This window comes from Flavobacterium mesophilum, from assembly GCF_039581405.1.
Classification (GTDB): Bacteria; Bacteroidota; Bacteroidia; order Flavobacteriales; family Flavobacteriaceae; genus Flavobacterium.
Map to the genome: position 1 here is coordinate 311,257 of NZ_JBCPXZ010000005.1, position 21,559 is coordinate 332,815.

The 21,559-nt window shown below is 34.6% G+C and carries 16 protein-coding genes; 13 read left to right on the plus strand and 3 right to left on the minus strand.

Features of this window, described 5'->3' with window-relative positions:
• Positions 1 to 52: 52 nt before the first annotated feature.
• The 5 genes from AAYQ19_RS16945 (at position 53) to AAYQ19_RS16965 (ending at position 7,604) form a co-directional block, all read left to right on the plus strand.
• Positions 53 to 2,956: a DEAD/DEAH box helicase gene (locus AAYQ19_RS16945; RefSeq protein WP_343537850.1), complete on the plus strand. Its 2,904-nt coding sequence runs from the start codon at positions 53 to 55 to the stop codon at positions 2,954 to 2,956.
• 74 nt (positions 2,957 to 3,030) lie between these two features.
• The gene (locus AAYQ19_RS16950) at positions 3,031 to 4,290 is read left to right on the plus strand and encodes a type IX secretion system plug protein (protein ID WP_343537851.1); all 1,260 of its coding nucleotides are present in this window, start codon (positions 3,031 to 3,033) and stop codon (positions 4,288 to 4,290) included.
• A 79-nt stretch (positions 4,291 to 4,369) separates the two neighbouring features.
• Positions 4,370 to 4,756 (plus strand): Co2+/Mg2+ efflux facilitator ApaG/CorD, encoded by a 387-nt coding sequence (apaG, locus tag AAYQ19_RS16955; RefSeq protein WP_012023834.1) that lies wholly within the window; start codon positions 4,370 to 4,372, stop codon positions 4,754 to 4,756.
• Positions 4,757 to 4,978: 222 nt separating this feature from the next.
• Positions 4,979 to 6,604 carry an L-glutamate gamma-semialdehyde dehydrogenase gene (pruA, locus tag AAYQ19_RS16960; protein WP_343537858.1) on the plus strand — a complete coding sequence of 542 codons (1,626 nt, stop codon included), beginning with the start codon at positions 4,979 to 4,981 and terminating at the stop codon, positions 6,602 to 6,604.
• Between the two features lie 271 nt (positions 6,605 to 6,875).
• Complete coding sequence (locus AAYQ19_RS16965; protein ID WP_343537859.1) at positions 6,876 to 7,604, plus strand: hypothetical protein; 729 nt, start codon at positions 6,876 to 6,878, stop codon at positions 7,602 to 7,604.
• An 83-nt stretch (positions 7,605 to 7,687) separates the two neighbouring features.
• Here AAYQ19_RS16965 and rsmG read toward each other — a convergent pair whose 3' ends face one another.
• Positions 7,688 to 8,317: a 16S rRNA (guanine(527)-N(7))-methyltransferase RsmG gene (rsmG, locus tag AAYQ19_RS16970; protein ID WP_343537861.1), complete on the minus strand. Its 630-nt coding sequence runs from the start codon at positions 8,315 to 8,317 to the stop codon at positions 7,688 to 7,690.
• Positions 8,318 to 8,424: 107 nt separating this feature from the next.
• On the opposite strand from rsmG, the gene AAYQ19_RS16975 reads away from it, so the two are divergent.
• From AAYQ19_RS16975 to AAYQ19_RS17010, 8 genes are all read left to right on the plus strand, one after another.
• Positions 8,425 to 9,522 (plus strand): fatty acid desaturase family protein, encoded by a 1,098-nt coding sequence (locus tag AAYQ19_RS16975; RefSeq protein WP_343537863.1) that lies wholly within the window; start codon positions 8,425 to 8,427, stop codon positions 9,520 to 9,522.
• 75 nt (positions 9,523 to 9,597) lie between these two features.
• Positions 9,598 to 10,788 carry a pyridoxal phosphate-dependent aminotransferase gene (locus AAYQ19_RS16980; RefSeq protein WP_260672614.1) on the plus strand — a complete coding sequence of 397 codons (1,191 nt, stop codon included), beginning with the start codon at positions 9,598 to 9,600 and terminating at the stop codon, positions 10,786 to 10,788.
• A gap of 294 nt (positions 10,789 to 11,082) precedes the next feature.
• Entirely contained in the window at positions 11,083 to 11,538 is a 456-nt protein-coding gene (locus AAYQ19_RS16985) for a ferritin-like domain-containing protein (protein WP_343537865.1), read from the plus strand.
• A gap of 137 nt (positions 11,539 to 11,675) precedes the next feature.
• Positions 11,676 to 12,971 (plus strand): nucleoside hydrolase-like domain-containing protein, encoded by a 1,296-nt coding sequence (locus tag AAYQ19_RS16990; protein ID WP_343537867.1) that lies wholly within the window; start codon positions 11,676 to 11,678, stop codon positions 12,969 to 12,971.
• Between the two features lie 135 nt (positions 12,972 to 13,106).
• On the plus strand, positions 13,107 to 14,975 hold the full coding sequence (locus AAYQ19_RS16995; RefSeq protein ID WP_343537869.1) for a peptidase U32 family protein: 1,869 nt from the start codon (positions 13,107 to 13,109) through the stop codon (positions 14,973 to 14,975).
• 1,101 nt (positions 14,976 to 16,076) lie between these two features.
• Positions 16,077 to 17,237 (plus strand): formate-dependent phosphoribosylglycinamide formyltransferase, encoded by a 1,161-nt coding sequence (gene purT, locus AAYQ19_RS17000; RefSeq protein ID WP_343537870.1) that lies wholly within the window; start codon positions 16,077 to 16,079, stop codon positions 17,235 to 17,237.
• A gap of 2 nt (positions 17,238 to 17,239) precedes the next feature.
• Entirely contained in the window at positions 17,240 to 17,560 is a 321-nt protein-coding gene (locus tag AAYQ19_RS17005; RefSeq protein WP_343537871.1) for a DUF6370 family protein, read from the plus strand.
• The gene (locus AAYQ19_RS17010) at positions 17,560 to 18,135 is read left to right on the plus strand and encodes a Crp/Fnr family transcriptional regulator (RefSeq protein ID WP_306159527.1); all 576 of its coding nucleotides are present in this window, start codon (positions 17,560 to 17,562) and stop codon (positions 18,133 to 18,135) included. Before AAYQ19_RS17005 ends, AAYQ19_RS17010 begins: the two co-directional genes overlap by 1 nt.
• A gap of 78 nt (positions 18,136 to 18,213) precedes the next feature.
• On the opposite strand, the gene aceA is transcribed toward AAYQ19_RS17010, so the two are convergent.
• Positions 18,214 to 19,494 carry an isocitrate lyase gene (aceA, locus tag AAYQ19_RS17015; RefSeq protein ID WP_343537873.1) on the minus strand — a complete coding sequence of 427 codons (1,281 nt, stop codon included), beginning with the start codon at positions 19,492 to 19,494 and terminating at the stop codon, positions 18,214 to 18,216.
• A 261-nt stretch (positions 19,495 to 19,755) separates the two neighbouring features.
• Positions 19,756 to 21,357 carry a malate synthase A gene (gene aceB, locus AAYQ19_RS17020; protein WP_343537875.1) on the minus strand — a complete coding sequence of 534 codons (1,602 nt, stop codon included), beginning with the start codon at positions 21,355 to 21,357 and terminating at the stop codon, positions 19,756 to 19,758.
• Positions 21,358 to 21,559: the final 202 nt, after the last annotated feature.

Sequence of the window (21,559 nt, forward strand, 5' to 3'; positions counted from 1 at the left end):
TTTATTTTTTTGCCCCAATCCCAAATTACAAGCCTAACCAAATCCTAAACCCTTGGAACCTACAAAATCATTTCAGTTCTGTTTTGACATCAGTTTTGAAAAAAATCTGAATGCTTATATCCCAACCGCATATATTGTTGAGAACACCAGTGAAATCAAATATCTGGACAAAAAAGCAACAAAAGCTATTATTGAAAGTTTCGGAATTGATTTCGAAAGTTTAGAACCAAATTCCAAAAGGATACTAACTATTTGTGAATCTTTAAAACCTGAGTTTATTTTCAAAAAATTTGGCGCAAAAATCAAATCCGCCAAAACCATTGCTGATTTGCAGAAAGATTCTAAAATTGATTTTGCCATTCGTCAGCATTTAAAGATTAATTTAGGTCCGTTTTACGATCTGATTGTAAAAGAACAATTCCCGTTGTCCATCAATTTAGGGCCAGAAAAAGATTTTTATCGTTCTCGAGTAAGTATTGATTCGTTGGATTTTGAACCTCAGATTCAATTCGACAAACACGCTGAAGGCATTACTTACACCCTTTCATTAAAAGAAAACGAAACTACATTTCTTCCAATGGAGAATAATGTAGATATTCTTTTAGATGAACCAGGCTGGTTAATTGTCAACAAAAAATTAGGGCAATTAAAAGAACTAAATGGTAAAAAACTGACGCCTTTTTTGAAGAAAAAATCAATTGAAATTCCTTCAAAATTAGTGGATGATTATTTTAAGAATTTCATTCCGGAAATTGCTAAAAAAATCGACATTGAAGCCAATGGTTTCGAAATCGAACTTCGCGATAAAATTGTTTCCTGCACGATTCAGCCTGTTTTTGATTTCTTTAAAAACTGCTATTATTTAAATCTTTATTTTGATTATAATGGATATGTTTTTGATGCCAGCAAAACTAAAAAAACACATTCATTTGTCGATTTCAGTGTTGCTAATGAACCTCGCATAATTCAGTTTAAAAGAAGTTCAGATGAAAATTCATATACAGAAAAATTACTCGAAATTGGTTTAGAAAAAATCAAAAATGAATTGTTTGGATTAAAATCAGATGCAGAAACTACTGATCCTTATATCAATATTCAATTGATTATTGACAACAAAGAAAAACTGGAAAATCTAGGTTTTACGATTCAAAATTTAAAACTCGAAAGCAAGGAAATCATAACTGAAAGTAATACGATTTCGATTGCAAAAGAGACAAAAGCCGATTGGTTTGATATTAAAATCATTATTACAATTGGCAATTATAAAATCAATTTCAGTGAAATCATTCCGAATATCAAAAGCAAAGAAAGACTTTTTCAATTGCCTGACGGAAATTACTTTTTGATTCCGTTAGAATGGTTTAGCAAATATGGTTCTTTGGCGAAATTGGCTAAGACAGAAAATGGAGCTTTACTTTTACGTAAAAGCAATTTCACTGCTTTAGACGGAATTTCAGAAATTAATAATGATTTAGACCAAATTTACAAAGCTGAATTTACCAGTTCAGATTTAATAAAAGCAACTTTAAGACCGTACCAAATTGATGGCGTAAAATGGCTTTTGGGACATTTTAATTCTAATATGGGCGCGTGTTTGGCAGATGATATGGGACTTGGAAAAACATTGCAAACTTTGTCTGTTTTGGTTTCCGTTCAGGAACAATTAGGCTTTACAACAAAAACCACAAACTTTGATTTATTTGCCAATGAAACTACGATCGAAAGAGAACCATTAAAAGCTTTAATTGTTCTTCCGTCTTCTTTGGTTTTTAACTGGTTTAACGAAGCTGGAAAATTCACGCCTCACTTTTCGAAAATGCAATACGTGGGAAATGATCGAAAAATGTTGACAAGCAGAATCAATTCAACTGATTTGATTTTTACGAGTTACAGCATCATTCATCGCGATATTTCGATTTTAGAAAAATACGATTTCCGTTATTTGATTTTGGACGAAAGTCAATACATCAAAAACAAAAATTCTAAGATTTTTAAAGCCATAAATAAAATCAGCACCGGACATAAAATTGCTTTAAGTGGAACACCGATTGAAAATTCGCTTGACGATTTATGGTCGCAAATGCAGTTTATCAATCCGGATATTTTGGGCAGTTATGCTTTTTTTATGGAAAATTTCAAAAATCCGATTGAGAAAAAGCAAAATGAGGAAGTTTTATCTGAATTAAAAAACCTTATTCAGCCTTATATTTTAAGACGAACTAAAGAACAAGTTTTAAAAGATTTGCCCGAATTGACCGAGCAGGTTTATTATTGCGACATGGATCCAGAACAGGAGAAATTATACGAGAAAGAAAAATCTAAAGCTCGTAATTTCCTTCTAAAAACCGATTCAAGTCCAGATAAAATCAGTATTATCAATACTTTGATGAAACTGCGTCAATTGAGTAATCACCCGAAAATGGTCGATGCCGATTCAGAAATTGATTCTGGAAAATATATTGCAGTTACCAATTATCTGGAAAATTTAGTCAAAGCAAAACAGAAAGTAATCATTTTCAGTTCGTTTGTCACGAATTTGCATTTCTACACCGATTGGTGCAAAGAAAACAAAATTGATTTTTGTGAAATCACAGGAGAAACACCAGCAAGCAAGAGAGAACAAGAAGTCAAAAAGTTTCAGGAAAATGAAAATCCGTTGTTATTTTTTATTTCATTAAAAGCGGGAGGCGTTGGTTTAAATATTACGAAAGCTTCTTATGTTTTATTTTTAGATCCGTGGTGGAATCCTTTCGCAGAAAAACAAGGCGTTGGACGAGCGCATAGAATCGGGCAAATGAATAAAGTAAACGTCATTCGTTTTATTTCGAAAAATACAGTTGAGGAAAAAATCATCAAATTGCAGGAAAACAAAAAATTATTGTCGGATTCGCTTTTAGAGGAAAGTTATATCAATGATGAAATTGAAGGCAATCTGGAATACATTTTAGGCTCTTAATAGTTAAATCCAATAGATTGGCATATTTTTCGTTGTATAAAATTGTTATATTTACAAATCTTACAAAGTATCAAATGCCAAAATTTTTATCTATAAGCTTCTTTTTGTTTTTAATTTTTACTTCGGCGAAAGCCCAAGAAGTACAAAACGAAGTAGATCCTCCATATAATATCAAAACTGCTTCATTTGTTCAAAATGACACGAATGTGGTTCCAATTTTTGAATTGGGATCCGTATTTTCATTTCAATTTGATGATTTATTTGGCAACGAAGCCAATTATTATTTTGAATTAGTGCATTGCGATTACAATTGGATTCCGTCTGACATTCCAAAAACAGAATACATTCGCGGTTTTGACAATCAAAGAATTACTGATTTTTCGAATTCATTCAACACACTTCAAGGTTACACACATTATACATTAACGTTTCCGAATCAATTTACAACGCAGTTGCGTATTTCAGGAAATTATATGCTGAAAATCTTAAATGAAGACAAGGAAGTTGTTTTTTCAAGAAAATTTGTTCTGTATGAAAATCATTCAACTGTAGCATGTTTGGTAAAACGCACTCGAAACCTCAGCAATATTGATTACAAGCAAAATCTTGAATTTACTATTTTGTCAAACGATATCACTTTTCAGACGCCTTTACAAAACATAAAAGTGCTTTTATTGCAAAATGGTGATTTCAAAACTAGCATTAAAAATGTTCCGCCACAATATACCATTGGAAATCAAATGGTTTATAAATACGACAAAGAAACGCAGTTTTGGGGAGGCAATGAATTTTTGTATTTTGAAAACAAAGATATTCGCGCAGCTAGTAATAATGTTGCCAGAATGGGTTCAAACAACGATGTTTATAGTTCTTATTTATATCCAAATCACGCAAGAGGCAACCAAATTTACACACTGTATGAAGACGTAAATGGAAATTTTGTCGTGAAAAACATCAACGGATTCAAAATGGAAATCGAAGCCGATTATGCTTGGGTTTATTTCACTCTTTCGGCGCCGGCTTTTCAGTTAAACAAAGACATCTATATTGTGGGAATGTTCAATAATTTCAGTCTTTCACCAGAATATAAAATGGATTATAATCCAGACAAAGCAATCTTTGAAAAAGCAGTGATGATCAAGCAAGGCTTCACGAACTATCAATACAGAACCGTAGACAGAAAAGGAAACATTGATTACGAAAATGCGGTTGATGGAAATTTCTATCAAACTGAAAATGAATACACCATCTTGGTTTATTATAAAGAAAGTTCTGATCGTTACCAAAGAGTGATCGGAAAAGGAAACGGAAACTCAATAAACATCGTAAATTAAAACAATGTTAACGTTTTCACTTCAATCATTTTTTTTCGTAGCTTTGCACGTATAACGCACACATATATACTACTTTAGTATGGTTTCTCAAATAACAAGAGGCATAAAAATATCAGTTTTAACTAGTTTTGAAGGAACTTACTTCAAAAACTACAAGATTCATTTTGCTTTTAGTTATGTAGTTACAATTGAAAATCATAGTAAAGATTCTGTTCAATTGACTTCTCGCCACTGGGAAATTTTTGATTCTCTAAACGATTTAGATATTGTTGATGGCGAAGGCGTAATTGGAAAAAAACCGGTTTTAAAACCAGGTGAAAATCACACTTACAGTTCTGGTTGTTTATTATCGTCTCCTTATGGCGCTATGAAAGGTCATTTTAATATGATCAATTTCACTACAACTAAAACATTCAAAGTGATTGTTCCTACTTTTAGAATGTGTGCTCCTTTTGCATTAAACTAATTTATAGTTTAGATTACTTTTCATTTATAAAATTCAAGCAAACCTTTATTTTTTGCGTAAATCATTTCGGTTTTCTGCAATTAAAATGTTAATTATTCTGCAACTTGAATGATCCATTTATTAAAATACAACTTTTTAATATTGTATTGTGATAAATTCAAATTATCATTTGTACTTTTGTAAAAAATTAAACAAATCGTAATTTTAAAAATAATTTATCCCATGTTAAAAGGATTCTTTCATGTACCAAAAGCGGTAAACGAGCCAGTAAAAAGCTACGCACCGAACTCACCAGAAAAAGCAGCAGTTCAGGCAGCTTACACCACAATGTGGAATTCTCAAATTGACGTTCCTTTATATATTGGAAGCGAAGAAATTAGAACTGGAAATACAAGAAACATTACAGCTCCACACAATCACAAACACGTTGTTGGGAAATATCATTTAGCTGAAAAACAACATATCGAAAAAGCAATTGCAAATGCACTTGAAGCAAGAAAAGCATGGGCAAACATGGCATGGGAACAACGTGCTGCTATTTTCTTAAAAGCTGCAGAACTTATCGCAGGACCATACAGAGCTCGTATCAACGCAGCAACAATGATTGGTCAATCAAAAAATATTCACCAAGCAGAAATCGATTCTTCTTGCGAGTTAATCGACTTCTTACGTTACAATGTTGAGTTCATGACTCAAATCTACAACGATCAGCCAAAATCAGATTCTACTGTTTGGAACCGTGTAGAGTACAGACCATTAGAAGGTTTTGTTTATGCAATTACTCCATTCAACTTTACTGCTATCGCTGCAAACCTTCCTGCAAGTGCTGCTATGATGGGTAACGTTGTAGTTTGGAAACCAAGTGACAGCCAAGTATTTTCTGCAAAAGTTATCGTTGATGTTTTCAAAGAAGCTGGAGTTCCAGACGGCGTTATCAACGTAGTTTTCGGAGATGCTTTAATGATTACTGATACTGTTTTAGCGAGCCGCGATTTTGCTGGTGTTCACTTTACAGGATCAACTCACGTATTTAAAGATATTTGGGCTAAAATTGGTGCAAACATCAACAATTATAAAACGTACCCAAGAATCGTAGGAGAAACTGGAGGTAAAGATTTCATCATTGCTCACCCAAGTGCAAACGTAAAACAAGTAGCTACAGGAATTACTCGTGGAGCATTTGAATTCCAAGGACAAAAATGTTCTGCTGCTTCAAGAGCTTATATTCCACAAAGTTTATGGCCAGCTGTAAAAGAACAATTAATTGCTGATGTTAAATCTATGAAAATGGGTTCTCCAGAAGATTTTGGAAACTTCATTACAGCAGTTATTCACGAAGGTTCTTTTGACAAATTAGCTAGCTATATTGACCAAGCTAAAAAAGATGCTGATGCTGAAATCATCGTTGGAGGAAATTACGATAAATCAGTTGGATACTTTATTGAGCCAACGGTTATTGTAACTACAAACCCAAAATACACTACAATGGAAACTGAGTTGTTCGGACCAGTTATCACTCTTTATGTTTACGAAGATGCGAAATGGGAAGAAACTCTTGAATTAGTTGATACTACTTCTGAATATGCTTTAACAGGAGCTGTATTTAGCCAAGATCGTTATGCTATTGAAGTGGCTACAACTAAATTACAAAACGCTGCTGGTAACTTCTACATTAATGACAAGCCAACCGGAGCTGTTGTAGGAATGCAGCCGTTTGGTGGAGCAAGAGCTTCTGGAACTAATGATAAAGCAGGTTCTGCATTGAACTTATTGCGTTGGGCTTCTCCAAGAACTATCAAAGAAACTTTTGTAACGCCAGAAGATTACAGATACCCTTTCTTAGGTTAATATTAGTTTAAAGTTTCAGGTTTAAGCTATAAATCTGACCACATAAATAAAGCCGATTCTATATGAGAATCGGCTTTTTGATTTTACATTAGTACAATTTATTAATTTGTAGTCTTTTTCTTATATTACTGTTTTTCAATCACTTGCATATTGAAAAAACCTTATTTTATCATTTTTAAAACTTTTAGGAATAATTCAACGATTGGCATCATTATACATTTGCTCCGTTATAAAATCCATCGAAAGAAAAGTTTAAAATTCATAAAAGCGTATGAAGAATTTGAATACACCATCAATTATTTTAAAATCAAAAAGCATTGGTCATAAAATTGACTTTAAATGGAATAGAAAAAAAACGGAGCAATTTTTAGATTGTTTAGAAGACAATGAAGATCTAGAAAATGCGTTATCACACATCAATCATAAAGCTTCGGTTGCATTGACTGCCGCATTATTAGAATGGGTGCTTTGTCGCTTTTCAGGATACAGCAAAGCCACAAATGACATTCAAGAAAGAATTGAAGCTTTATGGTGTTCAACCTTAAATCCGGAAAATACAAAACCAATTGAATTTGATCTTGATTTAAATTTTCCTGCAACTGGAAGCGTTAACGGACCAATATGGATTGCATTGATGAACGCCCGATTAATAGATGTTCATTATAAAAAAGGTTCTTACTTTTTACAAAGCGAGCTTACGGGATTAGTTTTATTAGTTCGTCATTTGACGCCAAAAAAGAAAGTTTTTGACAAATGGTTTAACGACATCATTATTGAATTAAGCCATTTTTATCCTTGTGCTTATACTATTGATACAAATACAGTATCTGATGAAGAGGTCTATGACTCATCAAATGAGCCATTAATATGTCGAGAATTTTTCTTTGATAAAGATTTTGAATATTCTGCAGAGGCATCAGAAAACGCAATCAATAATTTTGTTAAAAATCTGGATTATGAAAAAAATCCATTTTTAAATCCAATCGAAAAAGCATCTTAATTATAATTCAATTTAAAATGCAAAACCCGATAACACAGCTTTTGCGGCAAACATTATCGGGTTTATTATTCTTTTATAAAAAATTATGGCTTAAACTTTAAGGGCAAATGCACTACTTTTTTAGTTTCAAAAAATTCATCTTCAAAAAAGCCAGCCAAGTCGTATAAAGTTGCATTTGGAAAATCTTTTAATTCTTCTGCCAAATCACCACCTTTCAAATACAAAATTCCGTTTTTTAAAGTGTGTTTATGCTGTTTTTTAATTTTATCATGAATCCAAGAAACAAAATCAGGCATATTAGTCACCGCACGACTTACAATAAAATCGAAATCGCCTTTTACTAATTCAGCACGTTTTTGTTCTGCTTTTACATTTTTTAATTCTAATGCATCAACAACGCCTTGAACTACTTTTATTTTTTTGGCAATAACATCAATCAAATAAAAACGAGTTTCAGGAAAAAGAATTGCTAACGGAATTCCCGGAAAACCACCTCCTGTTCCAACATCCAAAACAGTTGTACCCGGCTCAAATTTCATCACTTTAGCAATTCCTAACGAATGCAAAATGTGTTTTGTGTATAAAGAATCGATGTCTTTTCTAGAAATAACATTGATTTTTTCATTCCAATCGTGGTATAAAAAGTCTAATTGTTGAAATTGTTTGATTTGAAGATCGGTCAAATCAGGAAAATATTTCAATATCTCATCCATTGCTGTAAATTTTTAACAAAAGTACTACTTTACGATTGAAATATTTAACTCAATTTTGCAAATTGAAAATTTATAATAATTACCTTTGAAAACTATTTAAAATAATTATGAATAACCCTGCGCCTATATTTGCAAGACAAGACAATTTGAAGTTTTTCAGAACTCTTAACTCTCGCGTAAACAATTATTTCAAAGAAAATAACATTCAAAAAACTGGAAACTGGAAACTGCATTTAAAAGCTGTTATTCTTTTTGCAGTATTTTTAACACCATACTTTTTAATCCTTACATTAAACATGCCTTTTTGGGTAATGTTGCTTTTATCGATCGTGATCGGAATTGGAATGGCGGGCGTTGGAATGAACGTTATGCATGACGGAAACCACGGTTCTTATTCAAATAAAAATTGGATCAATAAATTCATGGGCGGTACCATTTATGTTTTGGCTGGAAATGTTTACAACTGGCAAGTACAACATAATGTATTGCACCATACTTATACTAACATTCCTGGACATGATGAAGATCTAGATGCCGGAAGAATTATCCGTTTTACAAAACATGCAGAATGGCATAGTTTTCACCGTTTTCAACATTATTATTCTGTTTTCTTATACGGATTATTGACATTCAACTGGGCTTTGACAACAGATTTCAGACAAATGCGCGCTTATTTGAAAAGAAAATTATCTTATGGAGAGCCAAAAAGCCCAAAAATTCTTTGGACGACTCTTATTATTACCAAAATCATTTATGTTTCTATCTGGATTGTTTTACCAATCGTAATTGGAATCGCTTGGTGGAAAGTACTTTTAGGCTTTTTCGTAATGCATTATACAGCGGGATTAATTTTGAGTATTGTTTTCCAATTGGCACACGTTGTAGATCATACAACAAATCCGGAACCAAATGAATTAGGAGAAATGGACAATACTTGGGCGGTTCACCAATTGTACACTACTACTAATTTTGCTCCTAAAAACGCCATCGTAAACTGGTACACAGGAGGATTAAATCATCAAATTGAACATCATATTTTCCCAAATATAAGCCACATTCATTATGGCAAAATTGCAAAAATCGTAAAGGAAACAGCAAAAGAATGCAATTTGCCATATTATGAATACAAAACAATGCGAAGTGCCGTTGTTGCTCACTTCAAACATTTACGCGAATTGGGAATGAAACCAGAATTAGCAGTTTAAAACTAAAAAAAAATCTATTAATAATTAACCTTCCTTAAACAACACAGCAATTTAAGGACATTCAAAATTTTTATAATGAATCATATTCTTTCGGACAGAATCAACAACCTTGCGACTTCGCAAACATTAGCAATGGCTGCTTTGGCAAGAGAATTAAAAGCACAAGGAAAAGACATTATCAGTTTAAGTTTAGGTGAACCAGACTTTAACACTCCAGACTTCATTAAAGAGGCCGTAAAAAAAGCAGTAGACGAAAATTACAGCACATACTCTCCAGTAGAAGGTTACTTAGAATTGAGAGAAGCAATTTGCAGAAAATTCAAAAGAGACAATGATTTAGAGTACAAACCAACTCAAATCGTAGTTTCTACAGGAGCAAAACAATCATTATACAACATCGCACAAGTAATGTTGAACGATGGTGACGAGGTTATTTTACCAGCACCATACTGGGTTTCTTATTTCGAAATCGTAAAACTTTCTGGCGGAGTTCCTGTTGAAGTTCCAACATCTGTAGAAACAGATTTCAAAATGACACCAGAACAATTAGAAGCTGCAATCACACCAAAAACAAAAATGATGTGGTTTTCTTCTCCATGTAACCCATCTGGATCTGTTTACAGCAGAGAAGAATTAACAGCTTTAGCTAAAGTTTTAGAAAAACACCCAAATATTTACGTAGTTTCAGATGAAATTTACGAGCACATTAATTTCTCAGGAACTTTCTGCAGTATCGGATCTATTCCGGGAATGTTAGAAAAAACAATCACTGTAAACGGAGTTGCAAAAGCATTTGCAATGACAGGATACAGAATTGGTTACATTGGAGCTCCAGAATTCATCGCAAAAGCGTGTACAAAAATTCAAGGACAAGTAACTTCTGGTGCAAACTCTGTTGCACAACGCGCTACAATCACAGCTGTAGATGCTGATCCAAGTGCATTAAACCACATGGTTGAAGCTTTCCACGGACGTAGAGATTTAGTAGTTGGATTATTAAAAGAAATTCCAGGCGTAAAAATCAACGTTCCAGAAGGAGCTTTCTACGTATTCCCAGACGTTTCTTCTTTCTTCGGAAAAACTTTAAAAGGTCACGAAATTAAAGATGCAAACGACGTTTCGATGTATCTTTTAGCTGAGGCAAACGTTGCAACAGTAACTGGAGACGCTTTCGGAAATCCAAACTGTATTCGTTTCTCTTACGCAACAAGCAACGACATTTTAACAGAAGCATTACGCAGAATCAAAGAAGCTTTGACTGCATAACAATATTCTAAGTTTTACTAAAACGGCTTAAGGTTCAAAAGTTTCATCACTTTTATACTTTAAGCTGTTTTTTTATGGGGTTGCCTCCGGCCGGGCTATCCGCTATATCTTTTGTTTTTTAAAGAAAAAAACAAAAGGATGTCGCTTCTATCCCTAACCCAAACGGCAAATGAGAAGTACCATTTTCAAAATTCCCATTCCAGAATATTATAAAACTAGAGTTGTAATCCTGTAAAACATAACATCTTATAATTTTGAAACTTTGTAATATATTAATTTCAAAAAACATATGTCATGACACATACAGATGCAACCACGACAGATACAATTAAAACTCTAGAAGGATTAATTTCAATTCTTGAAGACGGTAAATTAGGATACACCAACGCCGCCGAACATGTGGAAAATCTAGCTATAAAAGCCGATTTTCTTGATTACGCCCGAGAAAGAGCATTGTTTATTGTAGAATTACAAGACCAAATCAATAAACTCGGAAAATCAACAGATACTTCTGGCGGAGGCCCACTTGGCGCCCTACATAGAACTTGGATTGACATTAAATCATCATTCACAGGAGGTGATACAAAAGCAATCATTAATGCCTGCGTTACAGGAGAAGAAGCTGCTATCGAAAAATACAAAATGGCGCTCGAAGAAAACAATCTTGAACACGATCAAATTTACATCGTTTCAAAACAATTAAACAGTATTCAAAATACGTTGTCACAAATTAAAATGAGAATGAATTAATCGATCGATGATTCATGCTTTTTTTTGAGAACTGCTCGGTCTTAGGATCGGGTGGTTTTTTTGTTTATAAAAACTAAAATAAATCTTATATTTCAGTTTCAATACTATTTCTAATTCTTTAATAGCAAATGTCCATTATGATCAGATGTATTTTGTTTTCTCTACTTTTCATTTATTCATCTAATACAATTGGCCAACAAAAAGTACCGGCAAAACCTCGAATTCTAATTAGTAGTGACATTGGTGGCACTGACCCCGATGATAATCAATCCTTCACTCACCTATTCATGTATAGTGAACTATTCAACATTGAAGGACTTGTTTCGTCACCCTCTTTTGGAGATGGAAACAAAGAAGAGATTTTGCATATGATAAATCTTTATGAAAAAGATCTGCCGAAACTAAAAAAACATCAAAAAGGATTACTTTCTCCAGATTATTTACGTTCTATCACAAAACAGGGACGCCACGGCGCTGCTCCGTATAGAGGCTACACAAAATCGACTGAAGGTTCTGACTGGATTATAAAATGTGCCAAAAAAGAAAGCACGCAGCCTTTATGGGTTTTGGTTTGGGGAGGACTAGAAGATTTAGCTCAAGCTTTACATGATGCTCCTGAAATTCAAAGCAAAATACGAGTAGTATGGATCGGCGGTCCAAACAAAAAATGGAGTGCGAACAGCTACGCATACATCGTTGAACATTTTCCAAACCTTTGGTTTATTGAAAACAACTCTTCTTATTATGGTTTCTTCTCTAACAGCAATGAACCTGATAGCGTAAAAACCACCGATTACTACGATAAATACATGAAGAATGCAGGCAATTTAGGCAGAGACTTTAAAAACTATTATGATGGAAATGTCAAAATGGGAGACACGCCTACACTTCTTTATATGATGGACGGAAATCCAAATGATCCAACACGTGAAAGCTGGGGTGGCAGTTTTGAAAAATTCAGTCAAAGCCCAAGAGTTGTTTTCAATGGAATAACAACCACAAAAGATACGGTGGCGTATTGTACCATTACAGAATTTCATTTGAAAGGCCCTATTAAAAATATCCCCGCTGATTCATCTTGCTTCTGGATGGAGACCACCCTTAAAGGCAAAGTCCAAAAATGGCCTGGGTACTATTTAGGAAATGGAGAATATGCCATTAAGTACGTGCCAAAGCAAGCGGAAATATTGCATTACAAATTTGTTTCAAACATGCCAGATTTCCCTACACAAGAAGGAGTGCTTGTTGTAGAAAATTTATGGCCGGGAAAAAAACATGATACTGACTATAAATTAGGCGACAACTGGTATACTGATAAAGCAGATCCAAACCTATATGACGGTAAAATACAAGGAGGAAAAACAATTTTAAAATGGAGAAATGACATACTAATGGATTGGGCAAAACGCTGGAGTTGGTTGTCAGATAAATAATCTATAAGTTTTCAAACATTCCATATTAAGTTAACAATTTCAAAAAAATCGCTTCATCTCTAGTAAACTCAAATAATTTATCAGACCTTTGCACACTTTTTTTCGTGAATACCACAAAAGGCTAAAGTTTTAGAAATGAAGAAGAAAATAGAAATATTAGCTCCAGCAAGAGATTTAATCGGCGGAATGGCAGCTATTAACAGCGGTGCCGATGCAGTATATATTGGTGCGCCACAATTTGGAGCACGTTCTAATGCCAACAACTCTATTGAAGATGTTGCCGCATTAGTAAAATATGCGCACTTATTTAATGCTCAGGTTTTTGTGGTAATGAATACCATTTTATACGACAACGAATTAGAAACGTGTCGTGCAATGATTTGGGAATTGTACGATATTGGCGTTGATGCCTTGATCATTCAAGATATGGCGATTATGGAAATGGACTTGCCTCCTATCGTACTTCACGCCAGCACACAAGCCAATAACCGTGACGCAGATAAAATCAAATTCTTGAAAGATGCCGGAATCAAACGTGTGGTTTTAGCACGTGAATTAAACCTGCATCAAATTAAAACCATCTACGATCATGCTGATGTTGAACTAGAATTCTTCGTAACTGGAGCATTATGTGTATCCTTCAGTGGAAACTGTTATATGAGTGTGGCAAATGGAGAACGTAGCGCGAACCGTGGTTCTTGTGCTCAAAACTGTCGTTTACCTTACAACTTAATCGACGGAAACGGAGATACTTTAATCAGAAACAGTCACTTGCTTTCGATTAAAGATTTAGATGTTTCAGATCAAATCCCTAATTTGATCGAAGCGGGAATCGTTTCTTTCAAAATCGAAGGACGTCTTAAAGATGTAGCTTACGTTAAAAACAACGTTTCTTATTTACGCCAAAAATTAGACAGCTTTTTAGAAGGAAGCGATAAATACACTAAAGCTTCTTCTGGAAAATGTACTTATACTTTCGATTCTACTTTAAGCAGAACTTTCAATCGTGGTTATACCGATTATTTCGTAAACGAAAGACACGCTAGTATTGGTTCTTGGGAAAGCCCAAAATCAAAAGGGCAATATATTGGTAAATTAATCCGTACAATCGGAGACGCTTACGAAATTGAAAACGGCGAATTGTTAAATAACGGTGACGGACTTTGTTTCATCAACGAAAACAACGAAGCCGACGGAATTTACGTAAACAAAGCCGAAAACGGAAAAGTGTATCCAAACGTTCTAAAAGAAATCAAAGACGGAACTTTCATTTACCGTAACAACGATACTGCTTTCATCAAAATTGTTGAAAGAGAAGACAGTGCGATCCGTAAAATTGGAACTACTTTATTGCTTACCGAAAACGAAAATGGTTTCGAATTAATCGCAACCGACGAAGATGGAAACGTAAGTACCGTAAAATTAGAGCACGCAAAAGAGCCGACTAAAACTGGCGAATCAATCGAAGAAAACATTAAAGTTCAATTGGCAAAAACAGGTTTCACACCTTACAGTGCTGATGAAATTAATGTAATGTTCTCTCAAAACTGGTTCCTTCCTATTTCTAAAATCAACGAAATGAGAAGAAATGTTTTCGAACAATTATCAGAAATTCGTCTAGCAAATTACAAACGTGAAGAACATCAATTGGTAAAAACGTCACATCCTTATCCAGAAACGAAACTGGATTTCATGTACAATGTTTCGAACAAAACTGCTCGTAAATTCTACGAACGCCACGGTGTTACCGAAATCGAAAAAGCATTCGAATTGCAATGGGATCCAGGAAAATCTCGTGTAATGACGACTAAATATTGTATCAAATACGAATTAAAAAAATGTCCGATTCACCAAAAAGACATTGTTGGTGTTAAGGTAAAAGAACCTTTGGTTTTAAAACAGGGCGAGTTAGAATACAAACTAAAATTCAACTGCAAACCCTGCGAAATGGAAATCTGGGAAAAAGATGCTGAATTTGAGATTGAAGAAGATCATTTTCATTAATTTTTTTTTAAACCGCAAAGGTTTTTTAACCGCAAAGGCACAAAGAATTACGCAAAGTTCGCAAAGATTTTTAAATTAATCTTTGCGAACTTTTTTTATGACATTTTTCCGCAGTCTTGTCATTTCGACGAAGGAGAAATCTCCGCAAGAAACTCTACAAAGATTGGCGCCATTCTGTATGGAGCTACTCGCGTAGATTTCTCCTTCGTCGAAATGACAAACGTTGTGGTTACTTATTGCAAAATCAAATTTAAAATCGAACAAAATCTGCCGAATCCGCCAAATCTGCGAAAGAATAATTTTCTTTATATTTACTCTAAAAAATTCGATGGAATCAAAAACTAATATTCAGAAACACGCAATCATTGCAGGACTTTTTGTGAGTTCATTTTTTCCATTTCTTATTTTTTCAAAAAGCTTTTTTATTGATTTATGCATTCAAATATGTGATTTTGGTATGTTTTGGAATCCAATATTTTGGGGAATTCTATTTCCATTATTTATTGTGTTTCTCTTTTGGAATACCGCGAAAAAAATCAGTTTTTCATTAAATCAAATCTCTTATTTTAAAGCCTGTTCTCAATTTTCTTTTGGAGTAAGTTCAAAAATAATTATAGCGCTTTTCATCATTTACATTATTGAGAAATTTGTTAATGGAATTTCAGCACCATTACATTCACAATTCTTAGATCAAATCATTTTCTCAATACTCACGATTTTATTTTTATCATTTATTTTAATGATTCTTGTCTTTTTCAGCAGTTTAATAATTGTTAAAATCAATCAAAACACACAATCTTAGAGTGAATTGCCTCCAGCTTTAGCTGGAGGTTAAATAATTATCCTCAACAAGGCTTTAGCCCAAAAAATAAGTTCGGCTAAAGCCTTGAACATTCCAACCTTCATTCCTCCAGCTAAAGCTGGAGGCAATTCATCTTAAAAAAATCTGCCGAATCTGCAAAATCTGCGAGAGAACCATTCACAAGCATACTTTTAACTTAAAAACAAAAACTTAGCGTTCTTCGCGTAAATCTTTGCGAACTTTGCGGTTAAAAGAAGCTTTTTCTTTACTTTTACTACTCAACAATACACTACTCCAAAATGAAAATACTACTCCTAGGTTCAGGCGAATTAGGCAAAGAATTTGTAATCGCTGCACAACGAATCGGACAAACTATAATCGCAGTTGACAGTTACGAAAATGCACCAGCAATGCAAGTTGCACATGGGTTTGAAGTCATTAATATGCTTGACGGCGAAGCACTTGACCGAATCGTAGCCAAACACAAACCAGACTTCATCGTTCCCGAAATAGAAGCCATTCGCACCGAACGTTTTTACGATTACGAAAAACAAGGCATTACTGTTGTTCCTTCTGCGAAAGCGGCCAACTTTACCATGAATCGTAAAGCAATCCGCGATTTAGCCGCAAAAGAACTCGGATTACGAACAGCAAAATACCAATACGCGACATCAGCAGAAGAACTTCAAAAAGCCGTTCAGGAAGTTGGAATTCCGTGTGTGGTAAAACCTTTAATGTCTTCTTCTGGAAAAGGACAATCAACAATTAAATCTGAAAGTGATATCGAAAAAGCTTGGCAATATGCTGTTGCAGGTTCGCGTGGCGACGTTATCGAAGTGATTGTAGAAGCTTTTGTAGATTTCCACTCAGAAATTACGCTTTTAACGATTACTCAAAATGGCAATCCAACATTATTCTGCTCGCCAATTGGCCACAGACAAGAAAGAGGCGATTATCAGGAAAGCTGGCAGCCTGCTTTAGTTTCAGAAAAAGATTTATACGAAGCGCAGGATATGGCCGAAAAAATTACCGAAGCACTTGGCGGTGCCGGACTTTTTGGTGTTGAATTTTTCCTGACTAATGAAGGCGTTTACTTTTCTGAACTTTCACCACGCCCACACGATACGGGAATGGTAACTTTGGCAGGAACACAAAATTTCAACGAGTTCGAACTGCACTTAAGAGCAATTTTAAGTCTTCCAATTTTCGAAATTACTTTAGAAAAAGCTGGAGCTAGCGCTGTAATTTTAGCTTCAGAAGATTCTACGAATCCAACTTTTACAGGAATCGAAAAAGTAGCCGCCTTACCAAAAACCGATTTCAGGATTTTCGGAAAACCAACTTCAAGACCTTACCGAAGAATGGGAGTCGTTTTAAGTCACGATACGCTTTCAACTCCAATTAACGAAGTAACGGAACGCGCTAAAGAAACCGCGAAATTAATAACTGTAAATTCTTAACCATGAAAAATATATTATTAGCGACATTCCTTTTTATCGGAATCGCTGTACAAGCACAAAGCAAAAAGAAATTTGATAAACCAACAGTCGTTGAAGCATCTTGCGGAGAATGCCAATTCGGAATGAAAGGCGAAAGCTGTGATTTAGCTGTTCGAATTGATGGAAAAAGCTATTTTGTTGACGGAACAAAAATTGACCAACATGGTGATGCTCACGCGAAAGATGGTTTTTGCAATGCGATCAGAAAAGCTTCTGTTACGGGAAAAATCGAAGGCAATCGTTTTAAAGCAACTTCATTTACTTTAATAGAAGACAAAAAATAATGGCATTAATTCTCGAAAATATTGCCAAACACGTTTCTCTGACTCCAGAAGAACAGGCGCTTTTTTTATCTAAATTAGAAACAAATACTTACAAAACAAAAACGCTTTTATTAAATGCTGGCGAAGTTTGCAAGCATTCGTATTTTGTAAATTCTGGCATTTTAAGAAGTTTCAATATCAACGATAATATTGTTGAACACGTTCTTTCTTTTGCCTGCGAGGGTTGGTGGATGAGCGACATGTACAGTTATTTTTCGCAAAAACCGGGACAACTTTTTATTGAAGTTTTGGAAGAAGCAGAAGTCGTTTCATTATCGAAAGAAAATCAGGAACAATTGTATCTTGAAATTCCGAAATTGGAACGTTTTTTCAGAATTTTAATTGAGAATTCTTTAGTTGCGAATCAGCAAAGATTAATGGACAACTTAAGTTTGCCTGCTGAAGAACGTTTTGAAAAATTCACTAAAAAATACGGAACATTGGTTCATAAAGTTCCTCAAAAACAAATCGCATCTTTCATTGGTGTAACACCTGAATTTTTCAGCAAAATGAAAGCTCGCCTTTTGAAGAAATAAAGTTTTCCGCGACGAATTCACGAATTATTTTTGACAATCTTTGAAAGCAAAAATTCGTGAATTCGTGGCGGAAAAAAATTAAAATTGCTCAACCTCTGTAGAATGCTTCATTGCCGTTATTGATGATCTCCCTATCATAACCGTGTTTTGAACGGCATCAAAATAAGAAGTTCCCACAAAAGCTTGGTGTTTTACAGCTCTAAATCCGTTTTTTTGGAGAGTGAATTCCCTTTCCTGCAATTCAGAATAACCTGCCATTCCGCGTTCTTTATAGGCTTTTGACAATTCGAACATACTTGTATTCAAAGCGTGGAATCCTGCCAAAGTGATGAATTGGAAACTATATCCCATTGCAGCTAAATCTTCTCTAAAGGTTTCCATTTCGGCAACTGATAATTTTGCAGCCCAATTGAAAGAAGGTGAACAATTGTACGCCAACATTTTATCAGGGAATTCTTTTTTCATTGCTTTTGCAAATTTTCTCGCGTAATCTAAATCGGGATTGCTGGTTTCCATCCAAATCAAATCGGCATAGGGAGCGTAACTCAAACCTCTTGCAATTCCCTGATCGATTCCGTTGTTTACATAGAAGAAACCTTCAGCAGTTTTTTCTCCTGTTAAGAATTTACGATCTCTTGGATCTGCATCGCTTGTCAGTAAATTAGCTGCATCAGCATCTGTTCGCGCAACAATTAAAGTTGGAACTCCCATAACATCTGAAGCCAGACGAGCCGCAATTAATTTGTTAATTGCTTCCTGTGTTGGAACCAAAACTTTTCCTCCTAAGTGTCCGCATTTTTTAGCAGAACTTAATTGATCTTCAAAATGAACGCCAGAAGCTCCAGCCTCAATCATTGATTTCATTAATTCGAAAGCATTTAAATTTCCTCCAAAACCTGCTTCGGCGTCAGCCACAATTGGCACTAAATAATCTTTTCTATCTTCAATTTTATTTACAGTCTGAATCTGATCGGCACGCAATAAAGCATTGTTGATCTTTTTTACCACCATCGGAACACTGTTTACAGGATACAGCGATTGATCTGGATACATTTCGCCCGCCAAATTTGCATCAGCAGCAACCTGCCATCCGCTCAAATAAATCGCTTCTAAACCGGCATCAACTTCCTGAATCGCCTGATTTCCTGTTAAAGCTCCCAAACCCGCTACATAATCCTGACTTTTTAACTTTCTCCATAATTTCTCTGCACCCATTTTTGCAATAGAATGCTCAATTTTATACGATCCCTGAAGCGTCACTACTTCACTCGCAGTGTAAGGACGCTCCACTCCTTTCCATCTCGGGTTCGTAATCCAATCGTTAATCAATTCCTGAATTCTGTCTTCTGTTGTTTTCATAAATAGTATAGTTAAGTGGTTTGTTAGTAAGTTTACAGTCGCTCCCGATAGCTATCGGGATCAGTGTTCAGTTTTTTACTGAAACTTGAAATACTGCGCGAGTTAAATTTTAACACATAGAATCATTCCCGATAGCTATCGGGATTGCGATTAAAGGCGTTTCACTAGTTTCAATGCACATAGCTATGTGTGAAAACTTGTTTTTCTTTTACCTTTTTTATTAAAACTAAAACCTATGTTTCTATGTGTTTAAAAATTGATTTATAGATATTTGTAACACGGAATCGTTAAGAAATCAACGAAATCTGCATTTACAACTAATCTTTCCAATACCTTTTCTGCTAATGGAAATTGCTGTTCTTCGTGTTTTTCTTCGCCTAATTCTGTTTTGATCTTTTGGAATTCATCCAAAGCCAATTCGTGATAATAAACCAAATCTAATTTTCTGCCGTTATCCAAAATCACTTTATTCTGAAGCCATTGCCACAACTGCGATCTTGAAATTTCGGCAGTGGCAGCATCTTCCATTAAATTATGCAAAGCGGCAGCACCTTGTCCGTTCAGCCATGAAGCCAGATATAAAACCGCAACATTGATGTTTTTTCGAACACCATTTTCTGTAATCAAGCCAATTGGTGGTTCAATTAAATCTTCTTCTGTTATTTTGCGGTTTTCTCTTTTAATATGAATCTGATTTGGGCTTGGCATTCCTTCGTCAAAAACAGCTTTTGCGAGCGGAACCAAATCTGGATGCGCTACCCAGGTTCCGTCGTGACCGTTTCGAACTTCGCGTTCTTTATCGGTTTTTACTTTTGCGAAAGCAATTGCATTGGCTTCATCATTATTCCGAATCGGAATTTGTGCTGCCATTCCGCCAATTGCATGGATTCCTCTTTTATGACATCTCTGAATTACGAGATTTGAATACGCATTCATAAAAGGCGAAGTCATATTTACCTGATCGCGATCTGGAACAATGAATTTTGGATTTTTTCTAAACTTTTTAATGTATGAGAAAATATAATCCCAGCGCCCGCAGTTCAAGCCCACAATATGTTCTTTCAATTCATAAATGATTTCATCCAATTGAAAACTTGCCGTAATTGTTTCAATTAAAACCGTCACTTTTATCGTTCCTCTTTTCAGTTTCAAATAATCTTCGGTAAAATCAATTACGCTGTTCCACCATCTTGCTTCCAGATAATGTTCCAATTTCGGAATGTAGAAATAAGGTCCAGAGTTATTTTCTAAAAGTCTTTTGTGATTATGAAAAACATACAAACCAAAATCTACCAGCGATCCTGAAACTTCATTTCCTTCAATCAAAACATGTTTTTCAGGAAGATGCAAACCTCTAGGGCGAACAATTAATGTTGCAATTTTTTGATTTAAGTGATATGATTTCTGTTTTACCAAATCGGTATATGTAATGGTTTTGTTCACCGCATCAATTAAATTCACTTGTCCATCCATTAGGTTTTTCCAAGTTGGTGAAGTACTGTCTTCAAAATCAGCCATGAACGTTTTCGCACCCGAATTCAAAGCATTGATAATCATTTTGCGATCAACTGGTCCAGTAATTTCTACCCTTCTGTCTAATAAATCTTTCGGAATTTCTCCAGCCGTCCAATTACCTTCTCTGACGCTTTTTGTTTCTGGAGTAAAAACCGGCATGACGCCCTGATCAAAAGCAACTTGTTTTTGATCTCTTTGCAAAAGCAGTAATTTTCTTTGCGATTCGAATTTTTTGTGCAATTCGGTAATAAACGCAGTCGCTTCTTCGGTCCAGATTTTTGGATAAGCAAGCTTTTTGTCGGCTAGGAATTCTATAGCCATTTCAGTAATCTCTAATTGGTTTTTCATAGCTGCAGATTTTAATTTTTATTGGACTAAAAAGTTTTTCTTCTTAATCCTTTTTCATTTTATCAAAACCAATAAATCATAACTAACTCATAATTAATTCGTTTCGACAGTACAATGTTATAAAAAAGTTTTTTACAAAACAAGCGAACGTTCGCTAAATTTAAAAAATATTTATTTTGCGATTGTTTTTAGAATTTCTATA

Bases quoted from the DNA above. Each gene is read 5' to 3' on its own strand.
- AAYQ19_RS16950 (WP_343537851.1), top strand. From the start codon at position 3,031: ATGCCAAAATTTTTATCTATAAGCTTCTTTTTGTTTTTAATTTTTACT.
- apaG (WP_012023834.1), top strand. From the start codon at position 4,370: ATGGTTTCTCAAATAACAAGAGGCATAAAAATATCAGTTTTAACTAGT.
- pruA (WP_343537858.1), top strand. From the start codon at position 4,979: ATGTTAAAAGGATTCTTTCATGTACCAAAAGCGGTAAACGAGCCAGTA.
- AAYQ19_RS16965 (WP_343537859.1), top strand. From the start codon at position 6,876: ATGAAGAATTTGAATACACCATCAATTATTTTAAAATCAAAAAGCATT.
- rsmG (WP_343537861.1), bottom strand. From the start codon at position 8,317: ATGGATGAGATATTGAAATATTTTCCTGATTTGACCGATCTTCAAATC.
- AAYQ19_RS16975 (WP_343537863.1), top strand. From the start codon at position 8,425: ATGAATAACCCTGCGCCTATATTTGCAAGACAAGACAATTTGAAGTTT.
- AAYQ19_RS16980 (WP_260672614.1), top strand. From the start codon at position 9,598: ATGAATCATATTCTTTCGGACAGAATCAACAACCTTGCGACTTCGCAA.
- AAYQ19_RS16985 (WP_343537865.1), top strand. From the start codon at position 11,083: ATGACACATACAGATGCAACCACGACAGATACAATTAAAACTCTAGAA.
- AAYQ19_RS16990 (WP_343537867.1), top strand. From the start codon at position 11,676: ATGATCAGATGTATTTTGTTTTCTCTACTTTTCATTTATTCATCTAAT.
- AAYQ19_RS16995 (WP_343537869.1), top strand. From the start codon at position 13,107: ATGAAGAAGAAAATAGAAATATTAGCTCCAGCAAGAGATTTAATCGGC.
- purT (WP_343537870.1), top strand. From the start codon at position 16,077: ATGAAAATACTACTCCTAGGTTCAGGCGAATTAGGCAAAGAATTTGTA.
- AAYQ19_RS17005 (WP_343537871.1), top strand. From the start codon at position 17,240: ATGAAAAATATATTATTAGCGACATTCCTTTTTATCGGAATCGCTGTA.
- AAYQ19_RS17010 (WP_306159527.1), top strand. From the start codon at position 17,560: ATGGCATTAATTCTCGAAAATATTGCCAAACACGTTTCTCTGACTCCA.
- aceA (WP_343537873.1), bottom strand. From the start codon at position 19,494: ATGAAAACAACAGAAGACAGAATTCAGGAATTGATTAACGATTGGATT.
- aceB (WP_343537875.1), bottom strand. From the start codon at position 21,357: ATGAAAAACCAATTAGAGATTACTGAAATGGCTATAGAATTCCTAGCC.